Genomic DNA, 14,267 nt, shown 5'->3' on the forward strand with positions numbered 1-14,267 from the left:
TCACATGATAAAATTCTTCCGAAAGATTCGTCAACAACTTCTAACTGAAAACAAGTTGAGCAAATACCTCCTTTATGCCATTGGTGAGATTGTACTTGTTGTCATCGGTATTCTGATTGCTTTAAGTATTAATAATTGGAATGAATGGAGAAAGGATAGAATTATGGAGCGGGAGGTGCTTGGTCAACTGTCTGAATCGTTAACTAAGAATTGTGAGGCCTTAGAAGAAACCATCAAGGCAGTGAAAGAGTTAAATAGTTCAAGAGCGATTATCACCTCCGCCATTGTTGATAAAACACCTTATTCGGATTCTCTTGAGTACCATTTTTTTGTGGCTAGTTTAGATTTTCGAAACACTACGCTCAGCTATTCGGGATATGAAATCTTTAAAAACGAAGGATTTAGTGTTTTAACCTCAGCAAAATTGAGAGTGGCCATTGTAAATCTGTTCGAAAGTGAGCTGAAGCACTTTGAAACTAATGAGTCAGAAGCAATTCGAGATGTTTATATAGAAGAAGTGGCAAAATACATGATCCATAATTTCAGCAACAGAAGAATTCCGAACGATTATGCCTCGGTACAAAGCAATCAATCGTTTTTGGAAAATTTAAAGGCCATTAGTGAGCGTGAGGATTGGTTAAATGGACAGAGAAGCAGATTGTTAGAGAAATGTAGAAGAGTACTGCAATTTATTAAAGAGGAATTAGAAGAAGAGTAAAGAATTGGGACTGTTTAGAACGCTATTTTTAATTAACACTCCCCTACCGGTGCGGTCGTCACGCTCGTGATATGAGGAAGGACGAAATACGAGGTACGAATTAAGAGAATATGATTATCGGTTTTGTTTGTCCTTGTTTTTCCAAGCAGTTTTAATCGATGCAACTATTAACGCCAAAAGCTCATTCGCCTCTTTTTTCAACTGTTTGATTTCATTTTCACCCGGGTCCAGGACCTCTTCAAATAATTCTAAACAATAAATAGATTTGTCTGCTTCCTCTTCTACAATTTTTAGTTTGTTTATAAAATCTGCTTTTGACTTCGCCCGCTGGGAGGCTCTATAATTTGCTCCTGCTGAACTTGAGCATCGTATTAGCTGTCTTTCCCAAGCATCATATTCCCGAGATTTAGGGTTTTTTTTGCATAACTTCCAACAATCAACAGCAAATCTTTTAGTTCTAAGCTTGAGATCCTGTATTACTCTATTTTAGTTTCATTACTAAATATTGTCACCTAAAATTCCACCTTGTACTTCGTACTTCCAACCTCGAACATTAATTAACCTAACCACCCTTCCCTATCCAAACTCCGATATTGAATCGCCTCGCTTATGTGGTTTCCATTTAAATCCATGACCCCTTCCAGATCGGCAATGGTCCTTGCTACTTTCAGGATACGGTCATATGCCCTGGCCGATAGGTTTAAATATTCCATCGCATTCTTTAATAAACTCTTTGAAGGAAGGTCCAGCTCACAAAACTCCCGAATTTGCTTGCTGTTCATCTGGGCATTATAATGAACGGTGTCAAGTGCCCTGAAACGTTGGTTCTGGATTTCCCTGGCAGCGATTACACGCTTGCGAATCTCTAGACTACTTTCACCCTTACGGTCTTCAGAAAGTTTTTCAAAAGGTACCGGGGTCACTTCTATATGGATATCTATGCGATCTAATAGAGGGCCGGAAATTTTTCCCAGGTACCGCTGCATTTCTGCTGGGGAAGAAGTTACCGGAGCATCCGGATCGTTAAAGTACCCCCCGGGGCTCGGGTTCATACTGGCCACCAGCATAAAACTACTGGGATAGGTAACGGTAAACCTGGCCCTGGAAATGGTCACTTCTCTATCTTCTAATGGTTGCCGCATTACCTCTAGTACCCCCCTTTTAAACTCCGGTAATTCGTCTAAGAATAACACCCCGTTATGTGATAAAGAAATTTCCCCTGGCTGGGGATAGCTCCCCCCTCCTACCAGGGCCACGTCTGAAATGGTGTGATGCGGACTTCTGAACGGCCGCTGACTCATTAGACCATTGTTTTTGATTTTCCCCACCACACTATGGATCTTGGTGGTTTCCAGGGCCTCGTCCAAGGTCATGGGCGGTAAGATAGAAGGAAGGCGCTTGGCCAACATAGTTTTACCGGCACCTGGAGGGCCTATAAGGATAATATTATGCCCCCCCGCGGCGGCAATTTCCATGCATCGCTTAATACTTTCCTGCCCTTTAACATCCGAGAAATCAAATTCCGGGAATTCCAGGGCCTTGTAAAACTCGGCCTGTATGTCTATTACAGTTCTTTTTAGCGGGTCTCCCTTGTCAAAAAATGCAATGACTTCTTTAATATTCCCCACCCCATAAACCTCCAAACCCTCAACAATTGCGGCTTCTTTGGCATTTTGGACAGGCAAAATAAAGCCCTTAAATCCTTCTTCACGGGCTTTGAGGGCAATAGGCAACGCCCCCTTAATGGGTTGCAGGCTGCCATCTAGTGAAAGTTCACCCATTATAATATACTGCTCCAGGCCCTCTCCCAGTATTTGCCCCGAAGCAGTTAATATCCCAAGGGCCAAAGTAAGGTCATAAGCAGAACCCTCCTTGCGGAGATCTGCCGGAGCCAGATTAAGCGTAATTTTCTTCCCGGGAATTTTATACCCATTATTTAATAATGCGGCTGCAATTCTAAAGTTGCTTTCTTTAATGGCATTGTCCGGAAGGCCCACCAAATGGTAACCTATGCCCAAAGCTACATTAACCTCAGCGGTAATGGTAGTTGCCTCTACCCCAAATACGGCACTACCATAAACTTTTGTGAGCATTTAGCTTTGTTTTGATCTTTGACTAATTCTTAGTGGCCCTCTGAACCGGACAGCCAAAGCGAAGATCAATTTATTCCCTGAAAAGGCGTTGCAGTTATTTGGAAGAACGAGGTACGAGGTACGAGGTTAGAAAAATATACTTCGTATTTCGTATTTATCAATTCCTTATCTTAGGGAATAACTGCCAACGATTACTTCCTATGCTCAAGTTCTTTAGACGTATTAGACAACAACTGTTAACCGAAAATAAATTCAGCAAGTATCTGCTGTATGCCATTGGTGAAATTTTTTTAGTATTGATTGGTATTTTATTAGCCCTGTCAATTTCCGACTGGAATAATGAGAGGATTGAAAAACAATCGGAAATAAAGACGCTATCCGAAATAAAAAAAGGGGTGTTAGTAGATCTGGATCTTATTATTGCTGGGCAATTACATGTAAACAATTCAATTTCTGATATAAAGCATTTACAATCGCTTTTAGAAAATAAAGACTATGAATATACTAAAGAGTTAGACACTTTATTTGGGGTAATTTACGGAATGCGCTTACTTCAACCGAATAGTGCCTTTTACGAAGACCTGAAATCCGCAGGATTAGACCTTATTAAAGACGAGAACATTCGGTTCCAAATTGTTCAACTTTTTGAAAGCAACTATAAAATGCTTAATTGGATTAATGAATTAGAGATGTCGATTAACGAAGTAAATCGCTCTTATTATTTAAATAATTTCAACCACCCAACATTTTCAAAGTTTGCAACGCCAAATGATTTCAAATTTATTTGGAATGACAGTTATTACCATAATGTTATCGATTATCGATTATTAACATTAAACAATCAAGTTGTTAATTATGAGAAAGCATCAACCTCTATAAAAGCCTTAGTTTCAGCTATAGATAATTATATAGAAGAATGATAAACTTATATAGAGGGCAGAGCGAAAACTATGGCCAGCTGGGGTGTGTGGATACCAGCTTGCCGCATTGAAATTAAAAATAAACAAACATGATCAACTTCTTCAGACACCTAAGACAACGTCTTCTTACCCAAAACAAATTCTCAAAATACCTATTATATGCCATTGGGGAGATTGTATTGGTAATGATAGGTATTCTGCTGGCATTACAAGTAAATAATTGGAACCAAAACAGGCTCGATAAAAATGAAGAAGTACTATTATTTGACGCAATTGCAAAAAAAATGAATCATAACAGGTTTCAGCATCAACGCGGATTAAAAAAATATACTGAAGTAGTTAACGGGGCAAGAGAACTGATTAAATTAAGTGGAATACCAATGCATGATAGTTTGAGAAGGCACGTAGAACAATGCCTTTTTGATGTAAAAAAACGTTTTCTGATGGGGAAATCTAACCAAACCAGTATTTACGATGAGTTAATTGCTTCTGGTAAGCTAAACCTTCTAAGGTCCAAAAAGTTACGTCAAGAGTTGACACAATTAAAGGCCAATTTACAGTTATTAGCCGCTTATGAAGAGCTGCAAAACAATTTTGTGGACAACCATTTAAGTCCAGCTTTAAATAGACAGGTGGACTACATTTCAATAATCAATATTGCAGTAAACAATGATGCTATTAATAAAGTTGAAGATTTTGATTATGAGCCTTTGTCCGCAAATGCCGGTGACTATTCAAATTTGTTACAAGATCGAACTTTTTTAAACTTATTAGCGGAATTGGTCACACATACCAACACATTATTACCCATTTATCAACGAATGGGTGCGAATATTCAGCGTATAGATTCTATTGTTAAACCTTCATTTTGAACTTATTTATAAATGATTAAATTCTTTCGTAAAATACGCTACAACCTTATGGAGAAAAATAAAACACGCAAATACCTCAAATATGCTGTGGGGGAGATTGTACTTGTTGTTATTGGTATTTTAATTGCCCTCTCAATCAATAATTGGAATGAAGAAATTAAGGAAAGGAAGATTGAAGAACAGCGCTATCAAAACATCCTCAATGACATTCAAGATGATGAGGCGACTATTAACGAGATGATAACAATTCTTAGACTAAAGCAGGACTTGCATTATTACCTCTATGAGCTTTCGCAGAACGATGGAAGGCAGGATAGCGCATTCAGTATAGGACAGGTTAATAGAGCTCCGGAACTTGATCTGGTTTCCGGCAAGAATCAGCTAACCGAATTGGAGTTTATTAAAGACCTCCGAATAAGACGAGAGGTCAATGATTATATTAAATATGAAAATGCCGCCCTCTCGGACGCTGTACGTCTTGAACTTATTATAAAAAATGATGTAAGGGATTATTTTAAAAATATAAATGCCTCGAAAATTGACAGCTATTTTAGCCCGCAAAGGTATGATAACAGTGATATTGATCGGAATTTAATTGACATGGATACAGTTTCAAAACATTTTAATGATACAGATTTTAAAGGTTTGCTGATGAAACTCAGAATGAGCACATCAAACGCTTTGAATACACTAGGCGCATTGAAGGAAAAAAACAAAATATTACAAACCATTTTGAGAGATAAACAATGATCAACTTCTTTCGTAAAATCCGGAAAAAACTAGCTGATGACAACAAATTGTTCAAATACGGCAGATACGCCATAGGGGAAATCATATTAGTTGTCATCGGTATTTTGATCGCCCTTTCAATTAATAATTGGAATGAAGACCAAAAAGACAGAAAAGCAGAGAACGAGGCACTGATCAACTTAAAGCTAGAATTTGATGAAAATCAGATCAAACTCGATCAGTTAATAGAAAAAAGAAAGACACAGGAAAAACAATGTAGATCCTATCTAAATTTAATTACAGACGACACTATTCCCATTGTACAAAAAATTGCCGCCAATTCTCCTAATACTAATATTGCTGTCTGGGGTGGCATTAATACTGTTCTAAACAGCTTAGTAAACTCAGGCGGTATCGATCGGATTCAGAATGATTCATTGAAAGTCCTGCTTACAAATTGGCCTACTCTTGTAGATCGTTTCAAACATGTGGAGGAACGATTTGTAGAAAGCGTTAAAAATTTAGAAGAATATGAAAATTCTATAATCCCCAGAGCGATCGTGAAGGAGGGCAATTACAGTAGTGCGTGGCCAGGTAATTATTATCCTATTAGTATGGCTAATAAGCTGGCTCCAATTAGAAAGGATCTTATAGAGGATATCAAATATTATAATCTCATTGCTAATATAACTCAAGACATTTACATTTATTTAATTAATGCAATTCCACTTAGAGATGACTATAAACGAATTTCACAACTAATCATTGAAGAGCTAAATAATAGGGGTATTCAGAAAATGGAGAATTAATCAATGGTAAGGTCGTATGCAAATAAAACCCTATGAGGATTATTATACATACGATTTAATAAATACGGAAAGGCTAACACCATGAATAAACCATTTAAACAGCTCATACCTACCTGCGGCAGGAAGGTACAAAACCGTTCCCTACCACCAGCACATCGGAGATGGTATGATGAGGATTCCGGAAAGACCTATGACCCAACAAGCCGGTTTTGGGTTTTCACAAACACGCATGCAATACGTTTAAATAAATGAGGATTACTCAGGACCGGGCTTAAATATAAGTTTGGATTCAGCAGTGGAGATGATCTCCTCCTTATTCATCATCATTTTTCTAAACTCCCCGTTGACATACATCTCTGCCTGATCGTCATAGTGGTCGCTAAAAGGGTTCCCGGATTGGCCGGTGGGCAAAATACTAATGCTGTTTTCAATATCAGAGAAGTCTATTACCCTTCTGGTAGAAGGGCCGTGTTTCACATTGAACAATTCGCCATCGCCATAGGTAAATGCCATATTATTTATTACTTCCCTTGTTCCAGTAGCCGGGAAAGGCCCGACATTAAAAAACTGGCGCATAGAAGCTACCTGCCCTATAGGGTGTCCGTGCTCAACCGAATGTATCCTTCCCCAGGTCCACTTAGTCGGATCATTTCCAAACAATCCCCTTAACGAATCAATGGCCTGCAGCAAGGCACCGTTTACAATGTCTCTTTGGTTTTCCTCAACCTCGGTCGTATTCATATTATCCCACCATACAGAATCCGGGGTACTCACCATAGGTGCAATTAGCCGTTTATGGAAATGGGTACTTAAAAACTGCGTAAACAATTCCTCTCCCAATTCGTCTTCAAAAGTATTCTTTAAAAGGTAAAAGATCCATTTGTGATAAAGCGTGGCTGCGACACTTTCTAAAGGATAGTCTCCCTCCCAGGTACTCATCGCATCAACCAAGACAATTTCCTCATCAGATAATTGCTTTACATCTACAAGCTTGCCCAATTCCTTAACAATATCAACATTCACCGTAGAAGTGTGATCCGTAATCATTTTACTTACGGCGTCCTTGTCCCAGTCATCTTTTTGCTCCAGTAATTCAACAATTCTTTTTGCGCGGTTTTCGGGAAGGTAATAACCCGGGTAGAGCTTGCTGCCCATGGCGTCGGGCTGATTGTTTGCAGAGTACACATAATTTGAACCAGGGTTCACAGCATGAGGATTCTCAGAAAAGTCCTTATAACGAATAGGTCTTTCATCACCGGTGCTGCCATTGAGAACAAATTTGGTATGCGCCCCCTCTGGCATCTCATATAATTTGGCAGTACCCCACCAGGCCACATTACCTTCTGCATCGCCGTACATCAGGTTAAGACCCGGGGCATGAATATTTCTCAGTGCGGCTTTAAATGAGTCTAAGTCCGTAGCATGACTCACATCGTAAAAAGCGTCTAAATTCTTATTGTCTAACTGGGTATAAATCCAGGACATACTAATAGGCCGTTCTCCCCTGACCTGATTGGCTATGCCATTGAGCACAGGGCCATTCTTAGTTTTTTTATAGCTAAAGACCACATCCGTAGTGTCCTTTACTTTAATGCTTCTGGTCAGAATTTCATAAGATGCCCAATCTTCACCAGATTTGTATTGTGTGCTATCCGCAGGGTTGGTCTGTTCGTAATAAAAATCAATGTCGTCATTCTCTAACATGGTAATCCCATAAGCAATTTCCCTGTTGTGTCCCAGTACCGGAAAAGGGATGCCTGCCAGATGATACCCGTACATTTCATAGCCTGGGGCAGTCACATGGGCTTCATACCATACCGATGGTTGGGCAAAACCTATATGTGGGTCATTAGCAAGGATAACTTTACCACTTTTAGTCTTTTCAGCACCAATCACCCAGCTATTGCTACCAACAAACTGGGGAAGTGGTAAACCTTTCAATGCTGTTGCCGTAAATGCGCTTAGGGTATTTTTTGTGGAATCCTGGTCAACTTCCGGATAATTCTTAATTCGCACGGTACTGGTATCCGAATCTATCTGCAGATCCTTTAAATAAGCAGGGCCCAGTTTACTTTTAATTTCAGACAGCAATGGATCTGTTTTATGTGCCATAGCAAAAGAGAAGGCCATATAACCAATGGAATTGTAAATGTCTTTGATCTGGAAAGTTTCTTTCTCTAATCCTGTTAAATAGTACTCAATAGGTGTTGGCCCCTCGGCTATAAATTTGTTTACCCCATCTAAATACGCCTGAGAAATCCGGGCCGATTGGCTATCGCCGTCTAACTGTGAAACACTTTGAGTAGAAGCATCGTCTATCCCCAGAGAGAGCATAAACTTATCTGTAAGAATAAGATCTTTTCCAAAAGCTTCCGAGAGTCCGCCACGTGCAATTCTTCTTAGCAGGTCCATCTGCCAAAGCCGGTCCTGCGCATGAACATACCCCAGGGCCCTAAAGGCGTCTTCCTCGCTCTGACCATAAATATGCGGAATTCCATAGCCGTCATAATATACCTCAACGGTATCTCCCAGTTGGGTAAATTCCTTTTCCCCTTCGTAATCTGGCTTTAATGTCTGTATAAAGACAAATGACAAAATAGCCACTAATACAACAATCGCCCCAAGCACCCAGCCTAACTTTATAAGTTTTTTCACCTGTTGATTTTTTTGCCCCATAAAGATAGCGGTATTCCACCTATTAAAAAAGAGGGGTTATGGGCGTTTTATTGGAATTGCGCAGTTCTAATGCTAGAGGTTTTTAACTACCAAACAGACATTAGAAGGTATACACTAGATTCCAAGCGAGTACTTTTGAGGATACAATAAAATTGGAATTTAAAAGATTACCGCAAAAATTTGTAATAAATGTTTGTTGCTTTTGCTATTATTCTTTCAAACTGGCAGATAATTTATGGTGCTCCAGACCAGATTTAAGCCACTCTCTATAGGTATCGCTGTCTGTGTTCTGAATGGCCGGACTCAGCACTTCCAGATCCGGGGAAAGTAATACATAATAGGGCTGTGAAGCCGCTCCAAAATTCACCGTTTGAAAAGTGCCCCACTTTTCACCAATGGTGTTAATGTCCTTTACCCTTCCGGAATCATATTTGTAGCTGAACTGTTGTTCCTTCGGCAATTCTTTCCTGTCATCTACGTACAAAGAAATTAGTACATAATCCTCTTTGATCAGTGGATAAACATCGGGTTCACTCCATACATTCTCCTCCATTTTTCTGCAATTCACACATGCCCACCCAGTGAAATCTAGCAGTATGGGTTTATTTATCTTTTGTGCATAAGCCACCCCTTCATCAAAATCTTTAAAACAGTCTATTCCCAGCGGGCAATCACTATCCTGCTCAAAAACACTGTAGAAATCTGGTGGTGGAAAACCACTTAGCTGTTTTAAGGAACTAAATCCTCCCAGTCCGGATATCAGGTACAGGGTAAAAAGGGCGCTAAGCAATCCGAATAATTTCCTTGGAAGCGTAATTTTTTGTTTAGGTCCCTGTTGAGTGAATCTGAATCCTCCAAATAAATATACCGTCATCAACAGTGCAAGAACAATCCAGAGCAGCACAAAAACCTCGCGCTTTAGCAATCCCCAATTCCCTACCAGGTCCGCATTTGATAAGAATTTAAGTGCCAATCCCAGTTCAAGAAATCCCAGAACAACTTTAACCGTGTTCATCCAGCCCCCTGATTTAGGGAGGGTATTGAGCCAGGCAGGGAAAAGGGCAAACAATCCAAATGGTAATGCCAGTGCCAGTCCAAAGCCTACCATCCCGGCAGTTAAGTTTGTAGCAACATCACCAACGGCAAGGGTGGTACTTCCCAATAAACCTCCCAAAATTGGCCCTGTACAGGAAAATGAAACGATAGCCAGGGTAACTGCCATAAAGAATATTCCCAACCCCCCTCCTACTTTAGAGGAAGCTGCATCCATTTTATTTGCCCACGAATTGGGAAGGGTTAATTCGTAATAGCCAAAAAATGAAAATGCAAAAAATACAAAGACTATAAAGAAGAGGATGTTAAGCCATATATTGGTGGCAATAGTATTAAGAATTTGCGAATCAACTGAATCGAACACATGAAAGGGAAGACTCAATAGAAAATAGATAAGAACAATAAAAAATGCGTAAAGCATCGCATTGACGATGCCTTTCGATTTATTTTCGGATTGCTTGGTGAAGAAAGATACCGTTAAGGGGATCATCGGAAATACACATGGGGTAAGCAGTGCAATTAGACCTCCTAAGAATCCTAATCCAAAAATCATCCATAGACCCGAGCTACCTTTTATTCCTTCACCTTCCTCGGTAAGCAATATTTCTTTATTCTTAAGCTCTAGCTTCAGGGCGCTGCTCATGGCCAGGCTGCGTTCGTCTAATTCCTTTTCATTAATTACCACGGCTTCACCGGTTAAAGAGAAACTAAAGGCCCGATCCATAGGTATGCAAACTTCCTTACACACCTGATAAAACAGATCAACATCTACCTGGGAAAGTCCGGGTTTTAAAAGCTTTATCTTTTGAGTAAAAACCGCATTTTTTTTAAAGAAAGTTTCCTCCACTTCAAAAATCTCACTGTACTCTTTTATGGTCTGGCTTTCTTTAGTTTTCCCCAGGAGTTCATAATCTTCATTGGCTTTCAGAAAGGTAAAAACACTGGGTAAGGAGCCACCATCAGCAGTATATTGAGAATAGACATGCCAGCCCTCAAGGATTTCTGCCTTAAATACAAGTTCAAAAGTATCATCCTCCAGGGTAGTCACCTCATGCGACCATAATACAGGATTGTCCTCCGTTTGGGAAAGTACCGGAGTACCTATGAAAAGGAGTACTACAACCAGCCATTTTATACTTATTCTACCCATGTGATTTTTAAAATCTTCTTTGTTTTACCTGTCACCTTAAACCTATCATCTGCCCGCCTACCTATGACCCAGACAATATCATTCCCAGAGCATAGTAACCATTGTGCTTCTTTAGCAATCAGGTCCATTTTCTCGTCTTTAAAGAATTTGGCAACCTTCTTTTTCCCCTTCATTCCCAAAGGGTAAAAATAGTCACCATTCTGCCATTTCCTTACACTTAGTCTATCATTTAACGTTTCCTTATCAACATATAGTATGGTATCGGCAGTTTCTGAGATCTCATTAACACGCTGTTGCAACAGCTGCAAAGGCGGCCTGGAATCTGGATCGTCCAGAAAATACATGTCGGGGGTAGCTTTACCGGGCTTTAATTCCTGTAATAGCAATTCATCCCTGTCTTTGATAAGTCGATGCGTGCCAGATCTTACTTCCTTACCGCTAAGGGTGGTCAACAGTCCTAAAATATCTTCCCATTGCGTAAATCCAAATTCTTTGAATATGGCGTGGATATGGGGCTCTAATGGCGAGAGCATACTCAGCTCCTTCACCGAAATTCGATAGTGGTCTTTATGGGGTTGAAGTAGTGTCTTTTTTAGATCGGAGATATGCTCATCTACCAAGGCCGATGTACCTGCAAGGTATTTTAATGTTTTAGCGAAATTCTTGTCAAAGGTTGGATGCAGTTCTTTTAATTTTGGCACTATCTCATGCCTGATCTTATTGCGGAGGTATTTGCGATCATCATTGCTGGAATCTTCCCTCCATGACAGCTTGTTCTTAGTTGCATACTGCTGAATATCCTGCCTGGTGAAAACCAACAATGGGCGCAAAATAGTTGAGGAGCGCTCTGTAATTCCATTGAGTCCTTCAATCCCAGTTCCTCTTGAAAGATTAATGAGAAATGTCTCCAGATTATCATCGGCCTGATGTGCAGTAACCAAATAACTATACTTTTCCTTACCTCTTAATTCTTCAAACCAGGAGTATCGCAAATCTCTTGCAGCCATCTGAACTGACACTTTATTTAAATTTGCATAATATTCTGTATCAAAACCTTTTACAAAATATTTTAGGTTCAGTTCCTTACTCAATGCCTTCACAAATTCCTCATCCGCATCACTTTCTTCTCCGCGCAATCTGAAGTTGCAATGAACCAGTGCGAATTTTAAATTACAGGCCGCGCACAGATGGGCTAAAACCACACTGTCTATACCTCCGCTACAGGCCAACAAAAATGGTGACTGCAGGAGGGCGGGGAAATTATATTCAATATGTTTTTTGAATTCGCTTAGCACCTGTCAAAAGTACTTAAAGTTGCTGCCGTAACCAATTTTGGATACGTCCAAGTAATTTACACTACGTATTGTTCTAGGCTTCTAATACCTGCCGCATCGCCTTGGCCTTTAAAAGACATTCTTCGTATTCCTTTTCAGGAACAGCTTTAGAAGTAATAGCACTGCCCACGGAATAAGAAACAAACTGACGGCTCTGATTGTATAGGATGCTCCTTATTACAACGTTGAAGTCGAAATTATTCTCCGGGCTAATATACCCTACAGCGCCACTGTACAAACCTCTCCTGGTAGCCTCTAAATCTTCAATTATCTTCATGGCCGATACTTTTGGCGCCCCTGTCATACTGCCCATGGGAAAGGTTTCCCTTATTATATCGATCGGGTTTTTGTTTTCCGAAACTAAAGCGGTAATTGTAGATATCATTTGATGCACTTGCTTAAAGGAATACACTTCACACAGTTCCTCTACCTCAACACTACCCTTAAGCGCACTTTTAGAAAGGTCGTTCCGTACAAGGTCTACAATCATGATGTTTTCTGCCCTTTCTTTCGCATCGTTCTTTAATCTGTTTTTAAGATCAAGATCCTCTGCCGGTTGTTCAGATCGTTTTGCAGTACCCTTAATAGGCTGTGAAATTACCTTATTCCCTTGCTTTAGCAAGTAGCGTTCAGGGCTTGCAGATAGCAGGTATTTGTCTTCCAGCCTCAGGTAAGCTGCAAAGGGTGCCTGGGAAATAGCATTGAGATTCCTGTATATCTTCAGCGGATCAACAACAGTGTTCTCCGCGTAAAATTCCTGGCAAAAATTAGCCTCGTATATATCGCCCCTGTGAATATGCGCCAACATTTTTTGAACTTGGCTGTAGTAGGCATCTTTAAAAATCCGAAGTTTAATTTTGACCTCCCCTTCTGTGCTGGGTGAATCCTGATAAACTGACTGCCGTGTAATCTTTTTGAAATCTTCATTAATTTCATCAGCAACCATATTCAAATAGCTGAATACCACATTTTCTCCCTTTATGGAAATAAGCTTCTTGGGTTGAAAAAAATAAAGGTCGGGGAACTCCAGCCCATCGGCGTTATCGGAACTAAGGGCTTCCACATCATTTTTTAAGTCATAAGACAAATAACCAAAAAGCCAATCGCCTGTTTGCTTATGATATTCTTGAAGCTGATCAAAGGCATCTGTATAATCTGTCTTAAGCGATGTCAGGGCATCAACCGCCAGAATTGCATCGTAAGTATGGTAGTTGGTACTGTGTTCATTACTGTCTAACCACGCAACTTCATGGAATTGGGATGCCCACTGCAGCAACTGGCTCTTAAAAACCTTTAAATTCTTTAACTTAAAAGTTATTTCTTTTCGCAAGACATCTAAAGTTTGGACAAGAATTCTTCTAGTGCATCACCGTGTTTTGTGGCCAGTTCTACAGCTGTTATCCCCTGATTTTGGTTAAAATTTGTTCCAAAATTGGCCAATGAAAAACTTGTGACAATTTCTGCACCGTACCGGGGCAATATATTCTGGCTGTACTCCAACGAGCCAATAGCACCCCTGCCCCCGGGCGAGCAAGACATAAGCAATACCTTTTTATCTGTAAGGAATTTACGCTCCAGCCTGGAGAGCCAGTCCAGGAGGTTCTTATAATAAGCGGAAGGGCCTCCGTTATGTTCATTCACCGAAATTATAAGACCATCGGCATTCCTTATATCGTCTTTTAACTCCACTAAGGAATTGGAAAATCCTTTCTCTTTCTCCAGATCTTCACTGTACATCGGGAAAGGGAAATTCGACATATTCAATAGTTGAATGTCGTGATCGGTTATTAAACCGGTGGTATATTTAACTAGTTTATAGTTGATGGAAGTAGAGGAATTGCTTCCTGCGAATGCCAATATTTGAGCCATAAAATCGTTTAAAAAGTTCGAGCAACGAAAATACCTCAATTCGA

The 14,267-nt window shown here is 40.0% G+C and carries 12 protein-coding genes; 5 read left to right on the forward strand and 7 right to left on the reverse strand.

Annotated elements, in window-relative coordinates:
• Positions 1-4: 4 nt before the first annotated feature.
• A complete protein-coding gene (locus J1G40_RS04245; protein ID WP_265241278.1) occupies positions 5-718 on the forward strand; it encodes a DUF6090 family protein in 714 nt (237 codons plus the stop codon).
• A 114-nt stretch (positions 719-832) separates the two neighbouring features.
• Here J1G40_RS04245 and J1G40_RS04250 read toward each other — a convergent pair whose 3' ends face one another.
• Complete coding sequence (locus tag J1G40_RS04250) at positions 833-1,195, reverse strand: four helix bundle protein (protein ID WP_265241635.1); 363 nt, start codon at positions 1,193-1,195, stop codon at positions 833-835.
• An 80-nt stretch (positions 1,196-1,275) separates the two neighbouring features.
• Entirely contained in the window at positions 1,276-2,811 is a 1,536-nt protein-coding gene (locus J1G40_RS04255) for a YifB family Mg chelatase-like AAA ATPase (protein ID WP_265241280.1), read from the reverse strand.
• Between the two features lie 200 nt (positions 2,812-3,011).
• Here J1G40_RS04255 and J1G40_RS04260 point away from each other — a divergent pair, with 200 nt between their 5' ends.
• The 4 genes from J1G40_RS04260 (at position 3,012) to J1G40_RS04275 (ending at position 6,141) form a co-directional block, all read left to right on the forward strand.
• A complete protein-coding gene (locus J1G40_RS04260; RefSeq protein ID WP_265241282.1) occupies positions 3,012-3,731 on the forward strand; it encodes a DUF6090 family protein in 720 nt (239 codons plus the stop codon).
• 89 nt (positions 3,732-3,820) lie between these two features.
• Positions 3,821-4,603: a DUF6090 family protein gene (locus J1G40_RS04265; RefSeq protein WP_265241284.1), complete on the forward strand. Its 783-nt coding sequence runs from the start codon at positions 3,821-3,823 to the stop codon at positions 4,601-4,603.
• Between the two features lie 12 nt (positions 4,604-4,615).
• The gene (locus J1G40_RS04270) at positions 4,616-5,353 is read left to right on the forward strand and encodes a DUF6090 family protein (protein ID WP_265241286.1); all 738 of its coding nucleotides are present in this window, start codon (positions 4,616-4,618) and stop codon (positions 5,351-5,353) included.
• Positions 5,350-6,141, forward strand: a complete 792-nt coding sequence (locus J1G40_RS04275; RefSeq protein ID WP_265241287.1) for a DUF6090 family protein — start codon at positions 5,350-5,352, stop codon at positions 6,139-6,141. Before J1G40_RS04270 ends, J1G40_RS04275 begins: the two co-directional genes overlap by 4 nt.
• A gap of 255 nt (positions 6,142-6,396) precedes the next feature.
• Here J1G40_RS04275 and J1G40_RS04280 read toward each other — a convergent pair whose 3' ends face one another.
• From J1G40_RS04280 to J1G40_RS04300, 5 genes are all read right to left on the reverse strand, one after another.
• Complete coding sequence (locus J1G40_RS04280) at positions 6,397-8,796, reverse strand: penicillin acylase family protein (RefSeq protein WP_265241288.1); 2,400 nt, start codon at positions 8,794-8,796, stop codon at positions 6,397-6,399.
• A gap of 229 nt (positions 8,797-9,025) precedes the next feature.
• Positions 9,026-11,020, reverse strand: a complete 1,995-nt coding sequence (locus tag J1G40_RS04285; protein WP_265241289.1) for a protein-disulfide reductase DsbD family protein — start codon at positions 11,018-11,020, stop codon at positions 9,026-9,028.
• On the reverse strand, positions 11,008-12,315 hold the full coding sequence (gene tilS / locus J1G40_RS04290) for a tRNA lysidine(34) synthetase TilS (protein WP_265241291.1): 1,308 nt from the start codon (positions 12,313-12,315) through the stop codon (positions 11,008-11,010). Before tilS ends, J1G40_RS04285 begins: the two co-directional genes overlap by 13 nt.
• Before the next feature lie 73 nt (positions 12,316-12,388).
• Positions 12,389-13,684: an anthranilate synthase component I family protein gene (locus tag J1G40_RS04295; RefSeq protein WP_265241293.1), complete on the reverse strand. Its 1,296-nt coding sequence runs from the start codon at positions 13,682-13,684 to the stop codon at positions 12,389-12,391.
• A gap of 5 nt (positions 13,685-13,689) precedes the next feature.
• The gene (locus J1G40_RS04300; RefSeq protein WP_265241294.1) at positions 13,690-14,223 is read right to left on the reverse strand and encodes an NADPH-dependent FMN reductase; all 534 of its coding nucleotides are present in this window, start codon (positions 14,221-14,223) and stop codon (positions 13,690-13,692) included.
• Positions 14,224-14,267: the final 44 nt, after the last annotated feature.

This window comes from Muriicola sp. Z0-33, assembly GCF_026126425.1.
Classification (GTDB): domain Bacteria; phylum Bacteroidota; class Bacteroidia; order Flavobacteriales; family Flavobacteriaceae; genus JAFMPW01.